Origin of the sequence: Virgibacillus doumboii, assembly GCF_902806455.1 — a bacterium.
Taxonomy (GTDB): domain Bacteria; phylum Bacillota; class Bacilli; order Bacillales; family Amphibacillaceae; genus Lentibacillus; species Lentibacillus doumboii.
The window spans coordinates 2,733,010-2,755,939 of the sequence record NZ_CADCWQ010000001.1; the positions used below are offsets into that span (position 1 = coordinate 2,733,010).

A 22,930-nucleotide genomic window follows, 5' to 3' on the forward strand; every position below is an offset into this window, starting at 1 on the left:
CTGTACTTCTGTTTTTACATAAACTGACCTGATACATAGAAAGCAGTGCTGCTCCAATTGAATAAATAACAAACAATAGCATTGTCTCAACAAAACCACGCTGAATATCAACTGAGTTAAAAAAATTAAGGTGGTGTCGCCACCACCTTAATTTATTCCTCTTTTTCCTCTTCCTTAATATACGAGTACTCCGAAGCATCCACAGGTTGCCATTTCTCACTCGGCTCATAAAACCGTAAGAGATCGCCTAACAATACATTATCGGACAATTCGAGTTCATGGCGTACTTTTTTAGCCATTTCCTTCATCTCTTTTGTCGGTTCCTTGATTTCTTCACCTGTTTCATTATCATAATATTTTCCGTCTACCATTGTATATTTTCGTGTTATAAAGTCACCGTCACGTAAGATGACATATTCTTTGTGTTCTTTCGAAAACATATCTGTACCAAACATAATGTACTTGTTGGCTTTGATACCCATCAAGTGCAGCAATGTTGGCATGACATCGACCTGACTGGAGTATTCGTGAACAGTACCCTTGCCGTCGACGCCAGGAATTTTAATCAAAAATGGAACACGCTGTAATTGTGTATGCTTAAAGTCGGTTATTTTTTCACCGGTAATCTGCTTCATCGCTTTATCATGATTTTCCGAAATACCATAGTGGTCACCATAAATCATGATTACCGAATCTTTATACAGACCTGCTTCCTTCAGATCTTTAAAGAACTGTTTCAAGGACTCATCCAGGTATCGTGCTGTCTGGAAATACCGGTCCACCGATGGGTCACCTGTATTCGCAGGCTTTATGGATGCTTCCTCATCACCTATCAGATACGGGTGATGGTGGGTTAACGTCATCATGTGTGCATAAAACGGTTGTTCAAGCGACTTCAGCATCGGCATCGACTGTTTGAAGAAAGGCTTATCCTTCAAGCCATAGCCAATCACATTTTCCTCGTTCATGTCATAGTGCTCGGCATGGAAAAACTTATCGATCCCAAATTCCTTATAAACCTCATCACGGTTCCAGAAGCTTTTGTTGTCGCCATGGAATACTGCTGACGTATAATTCTGCTTCTGTCCGAGAATAGCGGGCAATGCCTGATACGTGTTATTTCCTTTGGTCACAAAAGCCGCTCCCTGTGGCAACGGATAAAGGGAAGTATCCAATAACAATTCAGCATCGGCAGTTTTACCCTGAGCCACCTGGTGGAAGAAGTTATCAAAATACGTGAAATTCTTACTTTGGTCGTGAACCAATGAATTTAAAAATGGTGTTACCTCTTCACCATGAAGCTTGTAATCTATTAAAAATGACTGAAATGACTCAAGGTGAATTTTAATAATATTTTTGCCCTTTGCAGCACCAAAAAGTTCCTTATTCGGAGAGGCATATTTATTATTCGTGTAGTTTTGAACAACCGTAATATCATCGCTGTCTGCAAGTACACGCTGTCTGGACGATTTTATCGTTTGAACCGCATCATAGATTGCAAAATTATACGAGCCCAAATACTTCACAATATAGTTACGGTCGAATGTTCTTGTTAAAAGTTCTGGTCGATCCTCTGTTGCAAGACTTAAGTTGACAGCTAATGCCATCACACCTGCCACAAGTACAAGTGCAGGTTTCCACATTTTCAAACGGCTTACTGACCAGGTTTTTCTGCTCCAAACATACAATGTAATCAATAAAATGATATCCACTGCATACAGCAGATCATGCCATGCCATCAAATTGACTATACTTCCGCCAAGACTACCAAAGTTGTCGGTCTGCGTCAGGGTTGGCAGTGTAATATAGTCAGTCGCCGACCGGTAGTAGACCACATTCGCGTATAACAGAAAACTCATCAGGAAATCTGCTACAATTATCCATATTCCTGCACGCTTACCCTTAGCAAACAGCGCAATACCAAGGAAGATCAATGCTGAGCTGAGCGGGTTGAAAAACAGCAGAAATTCCTGCATAGCATTTTGTATATCAAGATTAAATTCATAGACGTAAGTCAGGTAGGATTTGATCCAAAGCAATCCTACTGCGATGAAAAAGAATCCCATTTTTGACACCGATATATTTTTGTTTATCAATTTATTTTTATTCATCATTACGCTCAAACCTTCTTCAATTTGAAATTATTTTTACATTGAAACACATATTTCACTAACAAGCAAGAGTAGATTTTCTCATCTGCTATATTAATAGAAAAAACCTGATAACTTATATATTAAACAAGTTCCCTATAAGATTTTACAACATATGTTCTCTAATATCTATCACAATAATTTCCATATTAAAATGATGCACTTTATCGGGCGCACCATTTTTTAATCGTTTAGACTTAATTAAAGCGAAGGATAACCCACCTACTTCTGCGCAACCCCCGACTCCCGTTTACGATACATTGAAACCAGCGCCGCTCCAATCGAAAGAATAACAAATAATCCACCAACTGTTGCATTTTGTTCAACAGAAGCTCGCTCAATCACCAGGCCGCCAATCAATGACCCGAAGGCGATTCCAAGATGAAGCGCCGAGTTATTCAGACTTTGCTGTATGTCAGCTGATTCAGGTGACAAACCGATAAGATAGGACTGTGTCGCTGGAGCCAGTGTCCAGCTGAGCATTCCCCAGATCACCAGAATCAGCAAGAACGCCGGCAGTGCAAATGTTGTATATGGTATCGCAAATATTACCAGCGTAAACAGAACAATCGTTAACATAATCGTCCGCTTTGGCCCGATGGTGTCAGATAGCATACCACCGACTCCTCCGCCGCTTACCGCTGCAATCCCGAAAATCATGTAAATCACACTGACCCAGGTCCCGTCCAAGTCCATCGTTATTTTTGCGAACGGGGTCAGATAGGCATAAAGAACGGTATGTCCTGCTATAAACAGAAATGTGATGGCCTGTCCAAAAAATATTTTTCTATCTTTCAAGGTTGCCAGCTGTTTTCCGATCGGACTGGACGGCTTCGGTTCGATATGCCCCATCAGGAAAAACACACCAATCATGGAAAACACAGTCAAAACGGAAATCATCACAAACGGAGCGCGCCACCCAAACGCATTTCCCAACAACAGTCCGACTGGCAGACCAAGCACAATCGACGCACTGACACCCATGGACACGATTCCGATTGCCCTGCCGCGGTATTTTGGGTGGACGATGGTTGGTGCGATTGTCAGACATAAAATAATCAGCAGTGATCCGCTCAATGCTGAAATAACTCTTCCAATAAAAACAATCGTATATGTCGGGCTGAACACTGTCACCAGATTTCCCAGCAGAAAAATCGCCAGCGAAACAAGTGTCAGCTTTTTTCGTTCGATATTCGAAGTAAGAATTAATAAAACCGGTGCCCCAACTGCAAAAATCAGTGAAAAAATCGTGATCAGGAATCCGACCTGACCTAGACTGACACCCAAATCGGCTGCCATTAGGTCCAATAATCCACCAATGATTAATTCGACCATTCCGACAACAAAGGCAACGATCATCAAAAAGTATACACGTTTATTCATTTCATGACGCCTTTCGTCTTTCTTAGATTGTTCAAGATACAAGCGTAAACCCAATTGCCGCAAAAAACAAGTGTAAAAAAAGAAGTAATTACCTGAAATAAAGGTAACTACTTCCTTTTATCATCACTATTTTTTAACAAAATATGTTTCCCCCAAAAGTTCTTTGGTCTGAAAATCATTTGATATAAGTTCCTTTTGAACATATGCGTCAATATCTTTCTTTTCAAGATCATACATTTCTTCTATCTCTTTCGAAAATAGAAGTTCCTCTTTTTCAAGCAAATTCGAAAGTGCCGGCTGTTGTTTTGGTTTAAGGTCTTCTTTATCCAGAACCTGTTTTAGCCCGGAAATATAATATTCCAACGGACGACCGCCAACTATTTTCACGCCTTTATTTTCCTCATTCACCATAATAATTGTTGGGAATCCTCTGGCACCCAGGCTTGCAGCAAGCGCGAAATCCTCATTTAATAGCTTCTGACCATTTTCTGATTCAGCCTCTTTCACAATTTCCTCTCCATCAAGTCCAAGTTTATTCACGATGTCAACCAACACAGATTTGTCGGCTATATTTTGGTTAAATGCGAAAACAGCTTCTCGTGCGCGGCGTAAAAATACACTGGCTAACTCTACATCCTGTTTTTGAATCACTTTGAACACACGGGAAGGAGGATATGATGAATGTACAGGATTGTCAATCATGAGAGATCCGTCGATTGGCATGCGGGTCTGTTCACCAACTTCTCTCCAATGCCCCGCAACATCGGCTGGTCCATGAATACCATTTGCAGGATCAACTGGCCCGTCACCCCATTTTTCAAGTAATCCTCCCATTACTGTATGGACGTTAAAATAATCACCGTACTGCTCAGTAAAACGGCGAAGAACAGGTTCCAATGCCCAGCAGTGTGAACAGATTGGATCACTCACATAATATAGATCAATTGTTTTCTTCGGTTTCTTCAAATCAATCAACTCCATTTCACTATCTCCAGCGGGACCACACACACCAGTTTCCAAATCACAAATCATATTATTGTTGTTTGCCATTTTATTTTGCCTCCTTTTTATTTGGAATTTCTACATCCATGTTACGCTTCGCCCATTCCTGAATGGGCTTAAGACTATCGGCCAAATCCGTACCTTTTTCTGATAATACATATGAAATGGTAACGGTTGATCCGCTTTCTACTTTCTTTTCAACTAATCCCTCATCTGTAAGTTCAGAAAGTTTCATTGACAGTGCTCTAGCGGTGATACCTTTTAAATCACGCTTCATATCGGAAAAATGAGCTGTCTGATTCTCACATGAAGACAGATAGTGGATGATTTGACCATTCCACTTTTTCCCCAGGATTTGAAAAGAAGCTTCAATGTAAGGACAAGTTTGCATAATTACCACCTCTTTATAAAAAGTATATCATGTATAAAAATAATATCAAGTATAAAAATTATACTTTTTTTGAAAAAAGAGTAGTGTAATGCAAAAATCACCCGTAAACTCCACAGTTTACGGGTGACCTTTCCTTTTATATTTTTACCATAACTTTTACTCTACTAACGGAATCTCAATATCCTCTCCAACAACCAGAGTGGCGTCCTGGCGATCCTTTACGGGAGCGAATGTCATTACATACTCATCATCTTCAGTCCTGACTTCACCTTTACTGTAGATAGGCACGACCTGTTTACCGTTTGACTTCAAATATACCCCGGATTTATTTTCATTAAAGGTATATCCATATTCGTCACTATTTTCCCTGGCATTCAAGAATTGGCTTCTTATTTTGCTCATGACCTCATATCGCATTCCATTTTCATCGGTAAAGATTTTAGTATCGGAACCGACGACGACTACTCTTGTTTCAAATTCTGAAAATTCCACTCGTCTGATTGTGTATGTTATCCCTTTAAATTCAAATTTCTTGTTTACTTCGACCGTATTTCTATCTGAAATGGCGGGTTCATCAAGGTTGAATTCGAGCGGCCAGACTGTCTGTACTTTTCCCATACCCTGGTCTTTCCATATCGTCAGATTCTTAATTTCCAAACGAAGGTTTTGTCCTTCATATTCTTTGATTGAATCAAATGACAGGGCTTCAGCCACCTTGTTCTCTTCACTGTTATAATATCTGCTTCCCCATCCCACATTATCCAATTCAATTTTTTGTCCATTTCCCGTAATTAGATACATGGAACTTACACCTTCAAACAAATCTATATAGTAATTTTTTAAATTGGTTGAATCGCTTTGATAGGTCAGGAGAAGTTTGGTTTCTTTACCGTCCGTCAATACCGTATCAAAATGCACCTTAATATCATGTTCTTCGTCATAATAAGTCTGATCAAGAACCTGACCCTGGCCCGATTTAATAGCCATTCTTACCCCTGCGTCATCAATGTGTTCACTCGAAAAGATTTTGTCATAGATAGCTGCCAATGCTGGTGTAAACGTAAATGTTGATACAACAATCAGAACTGCAGCTGCAATAAGTGATAACCGTTTATAAAGCTTTCGTTTTTTATGATGTTTTCCCCCGAGTTCCGCTTTGGCCTGCTCTATTCCCATTCTGGCTCTATCGTGCACTTCCTCCGGGATTTCAATTTTATCCAGCTCGCGTTTAACCTTATTGCTCATACATATCAGCCCTCCTTACTTGCTTTCGAAGCCTTGCTAATGATCGATATAATACTGATTTCACTGTTCCTAAAGGAGTCCCTTCAATTTCCGAAATCTCCTTCAATGTATATCCGTAATAATATTTCCAAAGGATGATGTTCTTCTCACTTTCATCTAACGTTCCAAGTAAATCCTGTAATGATAATGAAAGCGGCAGATCATCATCGCTTGAATCCGGAAAATCCGTCTTTTCAGGATTCAAGTGGATAACTTTCTTTTTTTTCCTCAGCATGTCAGTCGCACAACTGGTTGCAATCTTGATCAGCCACGATTTGAAAACATCCGGATTCTTTAATGTACTTATTTTTTTGAACGACCGATATGCAGTTTCCTGAACAACATCAAGTGCATCATCCTTATTTTTTACATATAGAAATGCCATCCGATAAATGTCGATTTCATACTCCTGAAACAATTTCAGAAAAGCTTTTTCATCGCCTTTTTGCGCTTTTTTTACTAGTTTATTAATAGGATTCACCTTCATTTCTTTGAAAGGATTACTACTTATTAGACGGACATCTTGTTTATTTAGCTTCATTAATTTTTAATGATGCAAAAAAAGAAGTAACCGACAGCGCGATTACTTCTTTTGCAGTTCAGATACTAAATTTCGGATTTGGACCATACTTATTTTCATACGGGTAGCTGTCGATACACTCAAATACTATTAGCACAATAGCCCCCGCTATTGGAATAAACCCTATCAAAACCCACCAGCCGGTTTTTCCAGTATCGTGCAATCTGCGTACTGTAACAGCCAATCCTGGAATGAAGACAAATACTGAATAAAGAACGTAAATCAGACCCGGCATTCCAAGAACAGTTTCAAATATGGATATTGCCAAAATGATAAGGGCGTTAACAAGCGTAAACATCCAGTATTCCTTTCGTCTTGCTCTCCCATCAAATTCAAAATAATTTTTTATAACCTTTGCGTACCAATACATGATGTAACACTTCCCCTTACGAATAAATATATATCTATTATATCAGGAGAAATACTCGAAAAAAATGATGGTTTTATTGCCCAAAATACTTATATTTAGCTACATACGGAGTTAGTAAGGATCCGAGAGCAGCCGCTAAAATCATCAAAACAACGTTTAATAAAGTTGGTACGGTCCGTAGAAAATTCCCTGGAAACGTAAGATACAATATTATAAATAACGGTCCTACAGTTAATAATGCTGTCCACAATCTTGTTGAAAAAATTACTTCGTGGTTTGAACCACAAACTCTGCACTGTATTGGGTTATATCCAATCATCAATGCTTTATAAATTGTTCCCCATGAAAATTGATTACTGCAACTAATACATTTTTGTATATTCATAGTTCCCTCCCAGCGAAACTATTGCTTCTTTTCAATCGGAATCAGAATATCAAAATAGGGATCATTTAAATCACGATCCATCGGGTACCGCTCATGTTTAATCGGTATTGGATCATGATAATCGACATTCGGCTCTTCATAAGGAATATAGTCACTTTCCTTGATCCATTTAAAAATTTTATCGTAAGTACCGCCAATGTCCTGTCCCTTTTCATGGTGCACCACCAAATAGGTCATTTCCGGCACGTGGATTTCCACCATGCCATCGGGAATATGCTGCTCATCGTTAACTTCGAATACTGAATAATGCACAAATCCATCTGGTCTTAAATGATAGGACAGTCCTAACTGCGTCTGAGGATCGACAGCATTGTCTAATTCTCCTGCTCTGTTGCTCATGCGGTCAATGACTTTTTTCAAAGTGCTTACTTCCTCATACGAACCATCCCACTTTAATCCAACTCCCCGATATGCGGGCTTCGTCACAATTTCATACTGAAAATCTTCCATCAAATCTCTCCCTTATAAAGATATTATTAAGATAATTTACCTTCTATGTAAGGTCCTGATACAAGCCAATTCTATTTCCATATGGGTCTTCAAATGAACACCATGCTGCCGGGACACCTTCCCTTGTATTTACACTTTCTATTTCGATGTCCAATTCATTCATTAATCGTTCTCTTTCCTTTTCAATATCTTCAACACCTAATCTCAACGGCCCGTTCCCCTCAGTGGGGTTACCCTTAGCAACCTGCAGCCATGCATCAGGAACGATCTCCCACTCTGCAAAGTCCTCATGTGGGATGAAGTCAGGTTTCCTGTTAAAAAGTTTTTCATACCACCCCATTCCCTGCTCATAATCGGCAATCCTCACCTGAAATGTTACACCCGTGTTTTTTCCCATTTACATTACCTCCAATTATTATAATTCATACATTTTTTCCTTAACCTTTAACAGGAATGAAATCCACCATAACAATAAAAATAAATAACCTAAAACCACGAAAACAGACCAAATCGCACCTTGCTGCAATTGACTGACTAAATGTTCAAATTCGTTCATTCCTTCTGTTCTACCAATGCTATTTATCAAACTAACAACTGGAACAGTTACAGTAATAACAATGGCTAAAATTGAAAAACCTTCCATTTTCTTTTTTGCAAAGCTATATATTGCAGTTATTAAAGTCGTCAATAAAAGCAGACAGTATATGATCCAAAACCAATTGGGAAGTGTCTCCATGCATTTCCCCCCTTCAAGCAGTTTTAGGATATTTTGAAAAAAACATTTATTTCATAGATTTTTCCTGTAAATCTTTATGGTCTCTTTTCCAGTTGCTGATAAATCCATTCTGTCGCCTTAACATCAGCCTGATTAGGGTAAGAATATTCCGATCGCTGAGCAGTTTCCTTGGCAACTTTTCGGAACAAATCCATCGTATGTATTAAAGCCTGTTGCATTTCATCAGCATCATAACGGGCATAGCAATATTTGAGTTCTTCCCTGATAGCAGGGTCTGCCCATTCATCAAAAAACCTGCCATTATGCCAGGTGTCGTAATTTTTCCCGTAATTAGCCTTGGCATGTAATTCCGTAATTTTTAACAATAACTGCTTCAAGTCGTAATCAATACATACCTTTGCGGTCCACCATTCACCGCGCAAAAGTTTTTTCGTACTCCAAACCGCATGATACCAAAAGTCATGAATAAGTTCGGTCCACTCATCCTGTGAAGGCCATGAGTTGGATTCGTACATTTGTATATCCTGCGTTTCTAGATGAAAGTTATCAAGCAGACCATCTTTGTCTACTAAAATGCGGATACCTCTGCTTAAAACCTGTTTTGTCTCATCATCATTAATCATGTAATCAAAAATATGTACTGGAAACACCGAGAAATCAACATCCAGCGCATCTTCAAAAAGCACGCGACGTTCTTTGCCGCCTCCAACCGCAGTATTTTCAATAAAACTCATCCAGTAAGGTCCTATTTCCTGAATCCAATCTTCAAACGATAAATATTTACCCTGCTGTGTTGTAAAAATCACCAAATCCAGATCAGACCACTCATCTGCATGTTGATCCTGTCGTGCCCTTGATCCAACAATCATCACAGTGCGAATATCTTTTTGCTGTTCACAAAAAAAGGTTACTTTTTCGATTAACTTCTCATATTTTTGATATTGGTTTTTCACAGACTCACCACCAATTCTATTAAGTTTTAACGAACGGAACCTTTCCAAACACTGAATGATGACGTCAGGTCTTTCTCTATGTATTTCATGATCACTCTGTTCTGCGATGATTAGTTCGCCTTTACTGGACAATTCGGCTAATTCTTCCTGCAATTCTCTCCAAACGTCTTCATGTAATCTTTCCTCTTTCTCCGGTATCCCATGTTCGATAAAGGGCTTTGCTGATAGTTCCTTATCTCTTGCTATGACATTTAAGGGAATATCAGGAAATTCTGCTGATTCTTTAATAATTTCACTGCTTTTTCCCCAGTTTTGAAATTCATCAGCAACCGTTTCGAAAAAAGAAGGTTTAGATATAAATTCTATAAACGCTTTTAACTCAATTTCGGGCAATATTTTTTCATGTTCTTCTATCGTTTCTTTAAATACGTATAGCAGGGCTTCCTTTGATTTCCTGGCAGTCTCCCTATTACTCTCAATCATTTGTTCCAGCGATATCATGGAATACATTACTGGAAGATCAAGGTCGTATAATTGCTGGAAGTTATATGATGTTGAATCAACTAATAGGACTCCATTTAATTTTTGTGGATACATCCGTGCATACTGCTGGACACATAAGCCGCCAAAAGAATGGCCCATTAATATAAACTTTTCCTTAATATGTAACTTTTCTATCAAACTATCAAGTTCCTGCGCAATGTGCTCCGTTGTTCTGGAATTTTTCGGTAAAGCACTCTTACCGTACCCAGCCCTATGATATAAAACGACAGTGAAATCTTTCTTTATTTGCTGGACGAAGGGGTACCAACTGTAAAAGGATCCACCAATGCCCAACTCAATTACAAGAGTGGTTTCTCCTTCACCAAGTATTTTGTATTCAAGTTCATTCATAAACTTTCTCCTGTTCAGTTTTTTATAAGTTGCTAATTCCTCCATTCATGTTGCAACACACTGTATAGCAATGAATCCCGCCAGCCATCTTTCAGCAACAAGTCCTCACGAATTCTCCCTTCCCTCGTCATGCCTGCCTTTTCCAACACTTTTGCTGAGCCGATATTCCTTGGGTCACACGTAGCGTAAATTCGATGAAGGGAAAAATTAGTAAAACCGAAATCTATCAATAGTTTAGCCGCATCTGTTGCAATTCCTTTTCCCCAATATTCAGGATTAACAATGTAGCTGACCTCACCAACCTTATTCGTGGAATCTCTAATATTTAACTCGCCAGCTCCAATCATTTTTTCATAAACCTTATAAACAATTGCAAATACATATCTCGTTCTAGGTTCCCGGCTGGCATCTTTTATTACTTGCTTAACAAATTCCATCGATTCTTCCGTTGTATTTGGTCCCCATGGCTGATATTGACAAACCTTTTCCTGTGAAGCGTATTTATGGACATCAACCCAATCATTTTCGGTAAGTTCCCTTAATAACAGCCTTTCATTTGGAAGAGAAATATTCGTACGTTCGATTACTGCCACCCCCACTATTCAGCGAAAAATTCTTCAGCAATTGCGTTAATTTCATCCGGCTTCTCCACCACAGTCCAATGACCGCAGTTTTGAATTTCATGTAATTTAGCATGCGGGATATGTTTTATTAACAATTCTTCTAGTTTTGCTGGGGGAAGGATATCATGGCTTCCCTGTGCGACTGTTATTGGAATATCAGTTAATCTATGAAGCTTGTTTGTTACGTCATAATTTTGCAGGATATCTTCACCAATCGAACGATTAACAGTGTCATTTATGCTCGTTTTTTCCTTCGAGCTTAATGTATCCTTCGAAAATACGTAATAAGGATCCAGTATGTTCAATACATCGTCAGTGGTGGTGACCCCTTTTTTCACTTTTCTATCCATTAACAAAAGCCTTATTTTGTCCTTCAGCGTAATTCTTTTCATTAATTCTTTTTTAAATGCTTTATATCCTTCTGCAGTAGCTCCAATGGCGGCAGTTAGAAATAGTTTATTGACTCTTTCCGGATATTTCGTTGCATAGAGCAACGCAAGCATAGAGCCCCACGACTCCCCAAACAAATTCATTTTTTCCAGGTCAAGTTCTTTCCGCAAGAGTTCCAGGGTATTCACTTCTTTTTCTATCGAATATTGACTATCCTGAGCCAACTCCGACCTGCCGCAGCCTCTCTGATCGTATAAAACCAACATGAAATTTTCCGATAAAGGCAATACGTGCGGAAGAAAAAATCGATGCTCACTTCCCGGACCACCATGGAGAAAAACAATTGCTTTCCCGTCACCTATTACATTTATATGTATTTTTTCTCCATTCAAATTAACAAATTTATCTTCTTTTGTTTCAACAGTCATGAGGTCTCCTCCCTTGCGACGTAAACAAGAACTTCCTGCCCGGAAAGCACGATTTTCTTTTCAACATGCATTCCAATTTTCTCAGCCACTATTTTCGAACCAACGTTTTCTGGCTGGATTAACGCAATCAATCGTTGTTGGCCTAACTTTTGCCGACCATACTTTTTCAGTGCTGCAGCAGCTTCTGTGGCATAACCAAGCCCCCAATAATTGCGCATAATCCAATAACCAATTTCCAATTCTTTTTTACCGTCAACCAACTGCGGAACCAGGCCAGCATGGCCTACCGGCACCCGGTCATCTTTTCGAACTATCACATGCAAACCAAATTCCGCACCTTGTTCATATGTACCATAAATCCATTCCAGGAATTTCTTTGTACCGCTTTCATCTTTCGGCTGACCTTCTCCTATAAAGCGCATCATTTCGGGATCGGATAACATAGCCATAAGGAAACCTTCATCTTTATCTTCATAGGGTCCCAAAATTAATCTTTCTGTTGTCAGTTTCATTTTTCGCTCTCCTTATTCCCAGAAGCAGATTTGCAGTCTGTTTTGATCCAAGTCATAAAAATCAAAGAATGTATTCGTACCGTCATGTTGAATTTCACTAACTTTCACACTCTGTTCTTTTAACTGGTTATAGGCATCTTCAATATCCCTGGTAAAAAAAATCGGATAAACTCCCTTCTGTGGAGAATCGTTATTTTCACAGCTCTCTTCAAGGGTTAAAGGTATTTCACTTTCCCCAACACTAAAAATCCGGTAACCTTCACCGCTAAAAGCTTCTTTCAACCCTAAGACATCCTCATACCACTTACATGATTTTTCAATATCGCTGACTTTTAAACAAATCGTGTCTATTTTTTCGATAAAACTCATAATAGATTCACTCCTTATGTAGGCTGCTGGATTTCAGGTAGTCCTCACCTTCCTGAGTTTGTTACTGTCTCCCGAGTTGGCGATGCTCTCTCCCGAGTTTACGCTGTTCTCTCCCGACTTTTAGCTGTTGTCTCCCGAGTTGGCGCATTTCTCTCCCGACTTTCGGTTTCTCTCTCCCAAGTTCTCTCCCGAGTTTCAAAAACAAGAACCTAATTTTTCAGCGTCAATGCCATATATTCTTCATCATAGTAAATACCATTATGTTTCATGGCTTTTTCTTCCATGCCAAAGGTCTTAAACCCTGCTTTTTTATAAAGTCCTTTCGCTTTTTCATTGGTTGTTACTACCGCCAAATTGAGCTGTTCCACTTCCTTCATTTCCTTAGCCTGCTCGATAGCTTTTGAAAGAAGTTCTTCACCAGCTCCTGCACCACGTATTTTTGGACTGACATACATTGCCAATATGTGCGCTTTATGCCTTAACTTCAGATGCGTTTCCTGAAGCAACGTAACCATGCCAACAAGTTCGTCATTATTAAATGCACCAAATGTGTAGTTCCCTTCTAATCTTTTTGCTGTAATCTCTATTGGATTTTTCCGGTTCATTGCCTCTTCATAACTCGTAGCAAAAGCTTCCGGATTTTGTTTTAATGCTTCCAATCTTAATTCCCAGTATTTTTCTGCATCTGATGGTTGTAATAATCTGATATTCATAATGTCTCCCTTAACCATGACTTTTTCTTTAAACCATGAATAACTCTACAGAAAAGAATTCGACATTTATAGCTAAAATCCTTCTTTGATAAATTCTTGTGTAAATTCTTATAGAAATACTTTCAACCCGCGTTAATTCTGCCATAATATCACAAGGCATATTACTATACCCGATAATTTTTTTGGCTTACAATAGGCTAATCGAATTGACAACAGGAGCGTAACAGAAATGGTAAGAATTTATGGATGGTTGACTTTTTGCGTAGTTGTATGGGGAAGTAATTTTGTGTTTGGAAAAATATTAGTGCAGGATTTCTCCTCAACACTGCTGACTTCAGCAAGACTTTTCTTTATCGTGCTTTTTTTAATTGGTCTGTCATTATACAAAAAACATCTTAAACGTATAAACAAGAAAGAAATACTACCTATTTTAACGTTAGGAATTATTGGTGTTTTTGTTAACCAATGGTCTTTTTTTGTTGGTTTGCAAACGGCAGATCCCACAACAGCCGCACTAATTCTAGCAACGACACCAATCTTAACCGGATTTTTAGCAGCTATATTTCTGGACGAAAAAATAACCATTCGGATGCTTGTGGGATCTGTCGTTGCGATAATTGGTATATTTTTTGTCGTAACCAAAGGGAGTTTCGCTGAGATAAAAATTGATAAAGGGCTTTTATGGATTGTTTTAACGATGATTACGTTTGCCATCATGATTATCCTGACAAGATATCTTTCCCAGCGAATGGAGCCTTTTACGATTACTCTATATTCAAATACAATCGGTTTTGCTGTGTCAGTTCCTTTTATATTCTTATTGGACAACCCTTTACGAATAAGTACAGACATACCCGATTGGACATTTCTGATTGGAACCGCCATAGTCGTACACGGTATTGCCACCCTTGTCTGGAACAGCAATATTCGGCATGTCGGCGCCTCAAAAGCATCAATTTTATCTAATTTAGAACCTTTTGTAGCTATGATCATGGGATTAATCCTGCTTTATAAACCGATAACAGGTGTTGAAATAGCAGGTTCTGTTTTTATTGTAGGCGGAGTCTTATTATCCACTTATCAAAAAAAGAGCTCTACTATGATTAAAACGACAGGAAGTAAGTTTTAAAGTTTTATCAACAGCTCCATAGCAGCTGCTTGAATTTTTTCCTGCGATATTTTTCGAATTCGTTCATTCTCTTCTGATGTTCTTGGCATCGTTCAGGTCATCTTCCATAAAATTTGTAATATGGCGATATAATACTTCAGGATTGGTTAGTGTTACCATATGATCTACGTCTGGGATTTTTATAATTTGAGCATCTGTATTCTCTTGGAAGTAATCTGCTACACGAAGGATATCGGGCGAATCCTCGGTGCCAATTAAAAGTAATGTTTCAGCAGCTAATTCTTCCAGTCTATCAATAGCCGGGGGTTCCGGCCAAATCATCTTAACTGCTGGCCATTCAAACATTCGTGTAATTTGGTGCCGGAGTATTTGAACCATCAAATCCCGGTGAGAACTGGCGTTTAAAACACGATACCATGAAGCACTGAGCATCTGCTCAATCATCTTGTCGATATCGGGAACCGCCTTTTGAATCGACTTGGTATATTCCTCAAATTCCTGCGAATAACTGAATCCAGACAAACCAGGTGCAATCAACACAAGTTTTGAAACCCTTTCTGGATAGTGCAAAGCGAATTCCGTGGCAAGCTGACCACCCATCGAATGGCCTATCAATGTTGCCTTATCCAATTCCAGGTGATCAAGCAATGACAGCAAATCCTCAACAAGGGTGATATCTTCCACTGGTGTTGGTGATTCCCCGGTCCCTCGTCCGTCCACCCCAATAACTTTAAAGTGTTTTGCTAAAAGGGGTGAAACAAATGTCCAGTTCCGCAAATCAGCACCACCGGTAAGAAGAACTACAGGATGGCCTTTACCTTCTACCTCGTAATATAAATCCATTCTAACCCCTCCAACCAATTTAAAAATTTCACATCATTCTAAGGAATACCGTAATTTCAAATAAAATAGCATGTCATATTGTATAATGGATGACATGCTATTTTTTTTACATAAACCATCTATTTCAAAGCTCTCCCAGAGACTATATGCCAATGAAGGTGCTTTGATTCCTGATACTTACCCAGATTTGTGATTACTTTACTCGCTCCATGTTCCCCTGTCACCATAGCGGCAACTTCTTTAATTACCTGCATGAGTTCCAGCAATATATCGTTATCACTTTCTTCCATTGTTATTAGCGAGGGAATATGCTTCTTTGGTATAGCAACAATATGTACTGGATAAAAGGGCCTTGTATGATGATATGCTAATACGTTTTCTGTCTCGATCACCTTGTTCACTTCTGTTTTACCACTTAATACTTCATCACAGTAAAAATCTTCAGTCATAAAATTTCTCCTCCTCTTTTTAAAAAAGGACGCAATTCTGGTATTGCGCCCGGTTGTATTAAAATCACTTTTTAATCGGAAACTGTAATTCTGTCACAAATTCATTTGGGTCATCTGTCATCCAATCCCCTTTGTGATAAATCTCTCTTATTGGCCCACTAATTGAATAGCCATTATCAGCAAGCCACTTGTGCATCGTAATGGATGTCTCACCAATAGCGGAGAATGGACCGGTATGAACAATGCTGGCCATATTTTCGACTAACGGCAATTCGTAAACCTTGACATTGTCACTTTCCGGAATGGCCTTAGTTATTGGTTCAATGACCTCCATATCAATCGTGTCAGAATCGGTATCGACAAATAAACCACTATAATACCTGGTCATACAGGGTACAGTGCGTTTGCAGTTCATGTTGTCAATATGATTATTGACAGTCCCCCATAGATCCTCACAGAACTCATCGAAAGATTTGCTGGCTGCTTTTGAAATGGACTTTCTGACTGCTGCAACTAAAATCGGCTCAACTTGCTTAATGGTAATTTCACTCATATAAGGTACTCCTCCGTTCTTAATCAAAAAAATATTGGTACGGAGACGTTCCAGCCTGTTTGCTTCAAGTTCCAACGATTTTTCCAACGAATCGGCCTTATCTTCCAGCATATTAATTAACTGTTTAATTACTGTTCCATCCGTCAAAATGGAAGCTATTTCTGAAAGTGAAAAACCCGCATCCTTTAAGGCCAATACCTTATTAATCGTAACAAGTTGATCTGCTTCATAGTAGCGATAATTCGTGTCACGATCAATGAAGCTCGGTTTTAGAATTCCTATATTTTCATAATGATAGAGTGTATTAATGGAAAGACCACTCAACTTGGAAAAATCACCAATTTTAAACATTTTCTCACCTCAGCAAAAAGACTGTACAGCGGTGCACCTCTGCCGTCTTATTATCATCATAAAGTCTTGGGTCACCCGAGAGTCAATGGGAACCTTAATATTTTTATTCTAAACTTCCCTTAGCTACCCAGCCCTCTTTACCATCTTTTTTTATCAGGCTGTATCCCGTGCAACTGTTATCAACTACAGACACCACATCTCCCTTGTTTACGCTCAATTGTGTACAGGGAATATCATTTTTAACGGTGAATTTTCCATCCTCATTTTGTTTAACATATTCATTTTTCACGTAACGTTTGTGACCTGTTTGGAGCTGCTTGCACAACGTGAAATGATCTCCTTTTTCAATTGGATCAATTTCATAGTGCGGATAAGCAACAGAACCAGCCATCGTGGAATCTGCGCGAAAATCTTTTACTATTTTTCCAGTTGGTAACTGATCAACATATGTATGTGTAAATCTATCTTTTGAAGCATCTTTATAAATGATAAACGCGTTTAATTGTCCAGTAGATTTGATGACATTCCCGCCGTCTGTCGCAATAATCCTTTTCTCATGATCAATAATCGGATTATTTGATGGTAGATTTAAAGAATAATTAACAACCGGCCAGTGTCCGACAACCACATATTTGTCTGCACGATGTGATTTTTCCAAAAAAGATGGCAGGGTGAGGGCAATATCCCGGTCGGTGTCCTTCCAATCCGCTATGTCCTCCAGTCCGGCATGAACAAAAGTATAGTCATCTGTTTCGATGGCTGTCGGCAAATTTGCAAGCCACTTAATTTCTTTAGAAAAATGTTTTGTTAAGATTTCCTTTACCTCATGAATGCTTGTCTCTTCGTATACGGGAGACCCCAACTGCTCCAACCATTCATTTAAAATCGAATGTTTTTTCACCCGTAAATAATCTATTACTTGAGGATTTTCATTTATAAGCTCTTCAACTAAAGCCTCACAGTTACCTTCCGTCACATGAACTCCGGGATTAGTAGCTGCAAGGTTCATTATGTAGTTCACTACTCCTATACTGTTACCTCCTTTTTCACAGAGGTCACCGTTTATGATCAGGTAATCTTCAGTATTAAAATTAACTTTTTCCAACAGATTTATAAATAAATCCAACTCACCGTGAATATCGTTTATTACTATAATTCTTGCATTGTTTGGGACTGATAATTGTTTTATTTTCTCCAATAGGACTGCTCCTTTTTTCCATAACAAGTCAATTACAAACTTTATTACTTGCGCTATATAGATTTACTCCTTAATCCAAGCTTTCCTCATAGACGACCTTTCCATTTTCATCCAGGCCCCTTATTTCAATCCATTTGTAGTCATGATTTTCACCAATCCAATGGAACAGGAACATGCGATGCTCTTTTAGTTCTTTGGAATATGTCTGAATATCGTCTTCATTTACCTTTTGCATTCTGTCATAGTCCTCAACAACATCCAACTCAACCTCTGTAATATTCGGATTAGTTACAATACCATAAAACTTCATCCGCATTTCATCCTCATTGCTAGCTGTTCCTGACCATGAATGCGAAATGTCTTGATTTTGTTTTATTTTTCTGCCGGCAACGCTACTGCCAGGGCTCCAAAAAATCCCCGCGTGACGATTTACCGTATTTGCTGAGAACCAGTCCTTATATTTTGCCAGATAGATATGTGCATCACCAAGGTCAATATCTTCTACAATTTCAGAAGGTCCATAATGATAGGTTCGTTCAGATTGTTCATGTGCTTCCACGGGAGAAAGATGATAGTAATTTATGTATGCAGAATCCTTTACAACGAAAAAAATCAATACAGCAGCAAGGACCCATTCCAATATGGCTTTTTTCTTTGTCTTTTCCATATTATAGTTCCCCCTGACTTAGAGAAAACTCAGCTTGGAACGACCGGTCGTACCATTCAAAATCAACCACAACTTTGTCGGCATCTTCCGGTAATGGTTCGTAATGATAAATGATGAATTCTCCCCATGTATGCCCGGAGGATGATCCCCCATCCGTTTGATAATTGTTACCTTTACCATCTTTCAGCTTTAAAGCAGTACTGGGAAATGACCACCCCGGCTCATCTGTATGTACTTCGTAAATTAATAGTGTTTCCTCATCTGACAGCACTAGATTTTTAAATTTAATTTTATCATTGTCTATTGATACTTCTTTATTTAACTCAACCATTTTTGCATTTGCCGCTTCCACCTGCTCCGTAATTTCTTTTGGTATGTCGCGTTCAAATATTCCCACAATAAATTGGAAAATGTTTGGTATGAGCAGAATGAGAGCAGCTGCAATAATCAGGCGTCGTATCCATTTCACCTGTCATCCCCCCGAATCAAAAATTCTGTAATCCATCTTATCATAAGATTCCATTGTAGTATGGGGTTTTTCGAAAAAACACACTTCAGCTGTCCCAGGAATACAATAGGCACAAAACCAATAAAGGGTGAAGAAAATGCCTCAACCAATGCCAGTCAATATTGAACCAGTTCGGGTCAGCAATGGCCCTGATATTCAAGTAGTCTATCCGCAAGTTTTTGGAATGCGGGATCAGGAGATGGAGCGATTCATCAATCAGTCGATTGTCGATGAAACACAACAGTTAATTGATATGCAGGTTGCTGAAATGCCGACCACAATTGTTGAAATGGACGGCTCATTTGAAATCAAGAATAATCAGCGTGACATCCTGAGTTTAACCCTGACGAACTATGCCTATCATTACCAGGCGGCGCATGGGATGACTTACATCAAGGCTCTGACATTTGATTTGAAGAAACGCACACGCTGCAGTCTGAGTGATTTATTTAAACCGGGAAGTAATTATGTGGATCGCCTTTCCGAACTGATAAATGAACAAATTCGTGATCGCAACATCGATACATTTGAAGATACGGTTAACATTCAACCGGAACAGGACTTTTACATTGCCGATAAAACGCTAGTTATCTATTTTCAGCTTTATGAGATTACGCCATATGTATTTGGATTTCCAATGTTCCCGATATCCGTCTATGCCATTCAGGATATTATTGATGAGGATGGTCCGCTTGGCCGGATGGCAGTGAATAATTAGGATTGGGGAAAGCTTAAAATTAAAATTTCAAAAAAATTCCGGAGAGCAATTCCCGGAATTTTTTATTTCGAATACCTTTCAAATCACTTCATGATATACTACATTTATGTTTACACGTATTTTTGAACAGGAGTTTGAATAAATGGCAAATTTTACAATCAATCATGACATTATTGATAATAACTTACTTCCATCATTTTCTCTTACCATAGAAGATTCATATTCCACTTCCATTTACAGTGATATGGACATGCAGGCTGAGTTGGTCAAGGTTATCAAAAGCAACAGTAAAATATCCCTTTTTGATTTGCAGGAAGGTTTATACAAACGCCTGACAGTGGAAGAAAATATCGTCTTTTATCATAAATGGTTTGGCTGCGACACACCAGTTCCCGAGATTCTTGTGTTGTTTGAACTTCAGACTTGTGCAAAAACCCCTTTGCATAAATGTTCCGAATCTGAAGTCCGCCGGGTTTATTTTGCCAAATATTATATGACCGGTGTCGAACCAATGGTATTTCAGGAACCAATTCATGGTGTTGATATTAAAACAACGAATACCTTTATCAACATGCTTGAAAAGATCAAGGAAAATAATATACCAGTTCTTGTTTTGGTTTCCAATATGGAACACGCACTATTACTTGGCGATGTGCCGTACAAACTGCAGGAAAAAGGCATCCAGCAAATTGAGGTTGATGACGGGGAAGAACAAGCAGTTGCGGACGGCGGCTCACCAGCGATTGCAAATCTATTCAAAATCCCGGCAAAAGTGGACGATAAAATGATTTTGTTTGATCCACCTGAGATTGACTACATAGAAAGTCAGGATGGAAAAGCAATGATTGTTATCAATGACGAAGCCTATGCGATGGATTCCACACTGGCAGAAATTGAAAGGAAATTGGAAATTTACGGATTTTATCGTTGCCACCGATCCTATATCGTGAATTTGCAAAAGGTACGCGAAATCATTACATGGTCAAAAAATACATATTCACTTCGGATTGACAACAAATCACAGTCAACCATTCCCCTGTCACGAACCAAAATTCAGGATATCCAGGAGAAATTCAGCCTGTAATGAGTACAGTTCAACATTGGCAGGCATAAACACACGGTTTTACAGGTGCTTTTTTAACCCTAAGCAGGTACATTTCAACCTGCTTAGGGCACATCCCACCCTGATATAACTGCATCCGTAAGCATCCTCCATTACGATGAAAACAGATCATCTTAAGGAGGTTTTCAGTTGGAAAATACAATCGAAGTAACAGGAATGCGGAAAGTTTTTGGCCAAAATACGGCTATCAAAAATGTCAGTTTCAATGTAAAAAAGGGTGAAATTTTCGGGCTGCTTGGACCAAGCGGATCAGGCAAAACAACAACCATTAAAATCTTAACCGGAGAGCTTCGGCAAACATCCGGTAAAGCGTCGGTGCTCGGGGTTGATTCAAAGCAGTTTGGAACGGCTGATTTCAAGTCCAAAATCGGGATATTATCGGATAATAGTTCCTTGTATCAACGGCTGACTGTCTATGACAATCTGAAATTATTTTGTAAATTATACAATGCACCGCTGAAGCAAATCGATGTGTTATTGCGGGAAGTTAATCTGGAAGACGAGCGGACTAAAACAGTATCGAAGTTGTCAAAAGGTATGAAACAGCGCGTGCTTCTCGCCAAAGCGCTCATGCATAAACCTGATCTTGTTTTTCTTGACGAACCGACATCAGCCCTGGATCCGGGGAATGCGGCACAAATTCACCGCGGACTTCAGAAGCTGAATGAAGCCGGCACAACGATTTTTATAACAACGCACAATATGGAGGAAGCAACTGCATTGTGTGACCGTGTTGCATTTTTGCACAATGGTAAACTGCAGGAATTGGACAGTCCGGATGCACTCCGTTACAAATACTCCACCCATGCATTTCATGTGGAAACATTTAACGGGGAACGATTGGTCATTGAAAATGAACCGGAGAATGCCAATCAAATTAAGGAACTAATTGCAAATAACCAGGTGAAGGCAATGCAATCGGACAATCCGACACTTGGCCAAATCTTTTTAAAAGTGACCGGAAAGGAGCTGGTATAATGCATATTCAACGTATAAGTGCCATTTTTGAAAAAGATATAAAAGACTTTATGAAAAATATGATGCTTTTAATGATGCCATTGATTCCCATCGTATTGGCACTCATGTATGACCGTATGGGCAGAGGGGAAGAAGAGATCCCGCTTTTCCTCATCTATGTTATTATCGGAAGTACATTTTCAGCAGTCACATATAGTTGTATGGCAACGATGATGGCTGAAGAAAATGAAAAAAAGACACTGCGCGGACTGATTTTATCGCCAGCTTCTTTTCTCGACATTATTATCGGAAAAAGCTTGGTTGCCGGACTCATGACACTGATTTCATTGGTTGTGTCGCTTGCTATCGTTGGCATTGAACCATTTCTGAACATAAGAGTTATCATCGGATTAATCTTGTTATTCCTGTTCTTTCTGTCTCTTGGCATTGGAATCGGACTGTTTTCAAAATCAATTGCGTCCACATCCGTTTATCTTATGCCTGTCATGTTCTTATTCGGTTTCACACCGATGTTTGAGATGTTCGGGCTTGGTGAAGACAATATTGTCATTAAAATTTCTGATGTATTCCCTGTCATGCAGGCGATTGAAATACACGACACTAGCTCATGGCTGCCGTTGGGAATAATGGCTGTTTGGGTCGTTGGTGCAGCAGGGTTTATGTATGTATGTTTCAGAAAGACAATGACAGATGACTAAAGAATTTTCTTTAAAACAGCCACATTTTCATATGGGAATGTG

28 protein-coding genes are annotated in these 22,930 nt (G+C 39.1%); 5 read left to right on the top strand and 23 right to left on the bottom strand.

Annotation, left to right across the window (positions count from 1 at the left end):
• Positions 1-152: 152 nt before the first annotated feature.
• From ltaS to G6R02_RS13640, 17 genes are all read right to left on the bottom strand, one after another.
• Positions 153-2,114 carry a lipoteichoic acid synthase gene (gene ltaS / locus G6R02_RS13560; RefSeq protein WP_425509043.1) on the bottom strand — a complete coding sequence of 654 codons (1,962 nt, stop codon included), beginning with the start codon at positions 2,112-2,114 and terminating at the stop codon, positions 153-155.
• Positions 2,115-2,372: 258 nt separating this feature from the next.
• The gene (locus tag G6R02_RS13565) at positions 2,373-3,533 is read right to left on the bottom strand and encodes an MFS transporter (protein ID WP_164669763.1); all 1,161 of its coding nucleotides are present in this window, start codon (positions 3,531-3,533) and stop codon (positions 2,373-2,375) included.
• A gap of 126 nt (positions 3,534-3,659) precedes the next feature.
• Positions 3,660-4,583, bottom strand: coding sequence for a DsbA family protein (locus G6R02_RS13570; protein ID WP_164669764.1), 924 nt, complete (start codon positions 4,581-4,583; stop codon positions 3,660-3,662).
• Position 4,584: 1 nt separating this feature from the next.
• Complete coding sequence (locus G6R02_RS13575; protein WP_164669765.1) at positions 4,585-4,926, bottom strand: winged helix-turn-helix transcriptional regulator; 342 nt, start codon at positions 4,924-4,926, stop codon at positions 4,585-4,587.
• 156 nt (positions 4,927-5,082) lie between these two features.
• Positions 5,083-6,171, bottom strand: coding sequence for a DUF4179 domain-containing protein (locus tag G6R02_RS13580; RefSeq protein ID WP_164669766.1), 1,089 nt, complete (start codon positions 6,169-6,171; stop codon positions 5,083-5,085).
• A complete protein-coding gene (locus tag G6R02_RS13585; RefSeq protein ID WP_343032920.1) occupies positions 6,161-6,751 on the bottom strand; it encodes an RNA polymerase sigma factor in 591 nt (196 codons plus the stop codon). The genes G6R02_RS13580 and G6R02_RS13585 overlap by 11 nt, the downstream gene beginning before the upstream one ends.
• 58 nt (positions 6,752-6,809) lie before the next feature.
• On the bottom strand, positions 6,810-7,160 hold the full coding sequence (locus G6R02_RS13590) for a DUF805 domain-containing protein (protein ID WP_164669767.1): 351 nt from the start codon (positions 7,158-7,160) through the stop codon (positions 6,810-6,812).
• Positions 7,161-7,233: 73 nt separating this feature from the next.
• Positions 7,234-7,545 carry a TIGR04104 family putative zinc finger protein gene (locus G6R02_RS13595; RefSeq protein WP_164669768.1) on the bottom strand — a complete coding sequence of 104 codons (312 nt, stop codon included), beginning with the start codon at positions 7,543-7,545 and terminating at the stop codon, positions 7,234-7,236.
• Between the two features lie 18 nt (positions 7,546-7,563).
• Positions 7,564-8,055: a GyrI-like domain-containing protein gene (locus tag G6R02_RS13600; protein ID WP_164669769.1), complete on the bottom strand. Its 492-nt coding sequence runs from the start codon at positions 8,053-8,055 to the stop codon at positions 7,564-7,566.
• 43 nt (positions 8,056-8,098) lie between these two features.
• Positions 8,099-8,452 (bottom strand): VOC family protein, encoded by a 354-nt coding sequence (locus G6R02_RS13605; RefSeq protein WP_164669770.1) that lies wholly within the window; start codon positions 8,450-8,452, stop codon positions 8,099-8,101.
• 18 nt (positions 8,453-8,470) lie between these two features.
• Positions 8,471-8,791, bottom strand: coding sequence for a hypothetical protein (locus G6R02_RS13610; RefSeq protein WP_164669771.1), 321 nt, complete (start codon positions 8,789-8,791; stop codon positions 8,471-8,473).
• 74 nt (positions 8,792-8,865) lie between these two features.
• On the bottom strand, positions 8,866-10,638 hold the full coding sequence (locus G6R02_RS13615) for an alpha/beta fold hydrolase (RefSeq protein ID WP_164669772.1): 1,773 nt from the start codon (positions 10,636-10,638) through the stop codon (positions 8,866-8,868).
• Positions 10,639-10,670: 32 nt separating this feature from the next.
• On the bottom strand, positions 10,671-11,222 hold the full coding sequence (locus G6R02_RS13620) for a GNAT family N-acetyltransferase (RefSeq protein ID WP_425509070.1): 552 nt from the start codon (positions 11,220-11,222) through the stop codon (positions 10,671-10,673).
• 14 nt (positions 11,223-11,236) lie between these two features.
• Positions 11,237-12,079: an alpha/beta fold hydrolase gene (locus tag G6R02_RS13625; RefSeq protein ID WP_164669773.1), complete on the bottom strand. Its 843-nt coding sequence runs from the start codon at positions 12,077-12,079 to the stop codon at positions 11,237-11,239.
• Entirely contained in the window at positions 12,076-12,591 is a 516-nt protein-coding gene (locus tag G6R02_RS13630) for a GNAT family N-acetyltransferase (protein WP_164669774.1), read from the bottom strand. Before G6R02_RS13630 ends, G6R02_RS13625 begins: the two co-directional genes overlap by 4 nt.
• Positions 12,592-12,603: 12 nt before the next feature.
• Positions 12,604-12,960, bottom strand: a complete 357-nt coding sequence (locus G6R02_RS13635; protein WP_164669775.1) for a VOC family protein — start codon at positions 12,958-12,960, stop codon at positions 12,604-12,606.
• Positions 12,961-13,169: 209 nt separating this feature from the next.
• Entirely contained in the window at positions 13,170-13,673 is a 504-nt protein-coding gene (locus tag G6R02_RS13640) for a GNAT family N-acetyltransferase (RefSeq protein ID WP_164669776.1), read from the bottom strand.
• A gap of 229 nt (positions 13,674-13,902) precedes the next feature.
• Here G6R02_RS13640 and G6R02_RS13645 point away from each other — a divergent pair, with 229 nt between their 5' ends.
• Positions 13,903-14,802, top strand: coding sequence for a DMT family transporter (locus tag G6R02_RS13645; protein WP_164669777.1), 900 nt, complete (start codon positions 13,903-13,905; stop codon positions 14,800-14,802).
• Between the two features lie 63 nt (positions 14,803-14,865).
• Here the strand turns inward: G6R02_RS13645 and G6R02_RS13650 are convergent, their stop codons facing one another.
• The 6 genes from G6R02_RS13650 to G6R02_RS13675 form a co-directional block, all read right to left on the bottom strand.
• Positions 14,866-15,645 carry an alpha/beta fold hydrolase gene (locus G6R02_RS13650; RefSeq protein WP_164669778.1) on the bottom strand — a complete coding sequence of 260 codons (780 nt, stop codon included), beginning with the start codon at positions 15,643-15,645 and terminating at the stop codon, positions 14,866-14,868.
• Positions 15,646-15,764: 119 nt separating this feature from the next.
• Positions 15,765-16,094, bottom strand: coding sequence for an HIT domain-containing protein (locus G6R02_RS13655; RefSeq protein WP_164669779.1), 330 nt, complete (start codon positions 16,092-16,094; stop codon positions 15,765-15,767).
• A 64-nt stretch (positions 16,095-16,158) separates the two neighbouring features.
• On the bottom strand, positions 16,159-16,998 hold the full coding sequence (locus tag G6R02_RS13660) for a MerR family transcriptional regulator (protein WP_164669780.1): 840 nt from the start codon (positions 16,996-16,998) through the stop codon (positions 16,159-16,161).
• A gap of 103 nt (positions 16,999-17,101) precedes the next feature.
• On the bottom strand, positions 17,102-18,196 hold the full coding sequence (locus G6R02_RS13665; RefSeq protein WP_164669781.1) for a metallophosphoesterase: 1,095 nt from the start codon (positions 18,194-18,196) through the stop codon (positions 17,102-17,104).
• A 70-nt stretch (positions 18,197-18,266) separates the two neighbouring features.
• Positions 18,267-18,863, bottom strand: a complete 597-nt coding sequence (locus G6R02_RS13670; RefSeq protein WP_164669782.1) for a DUF5044 domain-containing protein — start codon at positions 18,861-18,863, stop codon at positions 18,267-18,269.
• A 1-nt stretch (position 18,864) separates the two neighbouring features.
• Positions 18,865-19,332, bottom strand: a complete 468-nt coding sequence (locus tag G6R02_RS13675; RefSeq protein ID WP_164669783.1) for a DUF5643 domain-containing protein — start codon at positions 19,330-19,332, stop codon at positions 18,865-18,867.
• A gap of 136 nt (positions 19,333-19,468) precedes the next feature.
• On the opposite strand from G6R02_RS13675, the gene G6R02_RS13680 reads away from it, so the two are divergent.
• The 4 genes from G6R02_RS13680 to G6R02_RS13695 all read left to right on the top strand — a co-directional run bounded on the left by G6R02_RS13680 (position 19,469) and on the right by G6R02_RS13695 (position 22,888).
• A complete protein-coding gene (locus G6R02_RS13680; RefSeq protein ID WP_164669784.1) occupies positions 19,469-20,089 on the top strand; it encodes a DUF3298 and DUF4163 domain-containing protein in 621 nt (206 codons plus the stop codon).
• 142 nt (positions 20,090-20,231) lie between these two features.
• Positions 20,232-21,173, top strand: a complete 942-nt coding sequence (locus G6R02_RS13685) for a response regulator transcription factor (RefSeq protein WP_164669785.1) — start codon at positions 20,232-20,234, stop codon at positions 21,171-21,173.
• A gap of 168 nt (positions 21,174-21,341) precedes the next feature.
• Entirely contained in the window at positions 21,342-22,190 is an 849-nt protein-coding gene (locus G6R02_RS13690; RefSeq protein WP_164669786.1) for an ABC transporter ATP-binding protein, read from the top strand.
• The gene (locus G6R02_RS13695; protein ID WP_164669787.1) at positions 22,190-22,888 is read left to right on the top strand and encodes an ABC transporter permease; all 699 of its coding nucleotides are present in this window, start codon (positions 22,190-22,192) and stop codon (positions 22,886-22,888) included. The genes G6R02_RS13690 and G6R02_RS13695 overlap by 1 nt, the downstream gene beginning before the upstream one ends.
• The last annotated feature ends 42 nt before the right edge of the window (positions 22,889-22,930 follow it).

What these genes read in the sequence shown, in the direction of transcription:
- ltaS (WP_425509043.1), bottom strand. Translation starts at nt 2,114, where the DNA reads ATGATGAATAAAAATAAATTGATAAACAAAAATATATCGGTGTCAAAA.
- G6R02_RS13565 (WP_164669763.1), bottom strand. Translation starts at nt 3,533, where the DNA reads ATGAATAAACGTGTATACTTTTTGATGATCGTTGCCTTTGTTGTCGGA.
- G6R02_RS13570 (WP_164669764.1), bottom strand. Translation starts at nt 4,583, where the DNA reads ATGGCAAACAACAATAATATGATTTGTGATTTGGAAACTGGTGTGTGT.
- G6R02_RS13575 (WP_164669765.1), bottom strand. Translation starts at nt 4,926, where the DNA reads ATGCAAACTTGTCCTTACATTGAAGCTTCTTTTCAAATCCTGGGGAAA.
- G6R02_RS13580 (WP_164669766.1), bottom strand. Translation starts at nt 6,171, where the DNA reads ATGAGCAATAAGGTTAAACGCGAGCTGGATAAAATTGAAATCCCGGAG.
- G6R02_RS13585 (WP_343032920.1), bottom strand. Translation starts at nt 6,751, where the DNA reads ATGAAGCTAAATAAACAAGATGTCCGTCTAATAAGTAGTAATCCTTTC.
- G6R02_RS13590 (WP_164669767.1), bottom strand. Translation starts at nt 7,160, where the DNA reads ATGTATTGGTACGCAAAGGTTATAAAAAATTATTTTGAATTTGATGGG.
- G6R02_RS13595 (WP_164669768.1), bottom strand. Translation starts at nt 7,545, where the DNA reads ATGAATATACAAAAATGTATTAGTTGCAGTAATCAATTTTCATGGGGA.
- G6R02_RS13600 (WP_164669769.1), bottom strand. Translation starts at nt 8,055, where the DNA reads ATGGAAGATTTTCAGTATGAAATTGTGACGAAGCCCGCATATCGGGGA.
- G6R02_RS13605 (WP_164669770.1), bottom strand. Translation starts at nt 8,452, where the DNA reads ATGGGAAAAAACACGGGTGTAACATTTCAGGTGAGGATTGCCGATTAT.
- G6R02_RS13610 (WP_164669771.1), bottom strand. Translation starts at nt 8,791, where the DNA reads ATGGAGACACTTCCCAATTGGTTTTGGATCATATACTGTCTGCTTTTA.
- G6R02_RS13615 (WP_164669772.1), bottom strand. Translation starts at nt 10,638, where the DNA reads ATGAATGAACTTGAATACAAAATACTTGGTGAAGGAGAAACCACTCTT.
- G6R02_RS13625 (WP_164669773.1), bottom strand. Translation starts at nt 12,079, where the DNA reads ATGACTGTTGAAACAAAAGAAGATAAATTTGTTAATTTGAATGGAGAA.
- G6R02_RS13630 (WP_164669774.1), bottom strand. Translation starts at nt 12,591, where the DNA reads ATGAAACTGACAACAGAAAGATTAATTTTGGGACCCTATGAAGATAAA.
- G6R02_RS13635 (WP_164669775.1), bottom strand. Translation starts at nt 12,960, where the DNA reads ATGAGTTTTATCGAAAAAATAGACACGATTTGTTTAAAAGTCAGCGAT.
- G6R02_RS13640 (WP_164669776.1), bottom strand. Translation starts at nt 13,673, where the DNA reads ATGAATATCAGATTATTACAACCATCAGATGCAGAAAAATACTGGGAA.
- G6R02_RS13645 (WP_164669777.1), top strand. Translation starts at nt 13,903, where the DNA reads ATGGTAAGAATTTATGGATGGTTGACTTTTTGCGTAGTTGTATGGGGA.
- G6R02_RS13650 (WP_164669778.1), bottom strand. Translation starts at nt 15,645, where the DNA reads ATGGATTTATATTACGAGGTAGAAGGTAAAGGCCATCCTGTAGTTCTT.
- G6R02_RS13655 (WP_164669779.1), bottom strand. Translation starts at nt 16,094, where the DNA reads ATGACTGAAGATTTTTACTGTGATGAAGTATTAAGTGGTAAAACAGAA.
- G6R02_RS13660 (WP_164669780.1), bottom strand. Translation starts at nt 16,998, where the DNA reads ATGTTTAAAATTGGTGATTTTTCCAAGTTGAGTGGTCTTTCCATTAAT.
- G6R02_RS13670 (WP_164669782.1), bottom strand. Translation starts at nt 18,863, where the DNA reads ATGGAAAAGACAAAGAAAAAAGCCATATTGGAATGGGTCCTTGCTGCT.
- G6R02_RS13680 (WP_164669784.1), top strand. Translation starts at nt 19,469, where the DNA reads ATGCCTCAACCAATGCCAGTCAATATTGAACCAGTTCGGGTCAGCAAT.
- G6R02_RS13685 (WP_164669785.1), top strand. Translation starts at nt 20,232, where the DNA reads ATGGCAAATTTTACAATCAATCATGACATTATTGATAATAACTTACTT.
- G6R02_RS13695 (WP_164669787.1), top strand. Translation starts at nt 22,190, where the DNA reads ATGCATATTCAACGTATAAGTGCCATTTTTGAAAAAGATATAAAAGAC.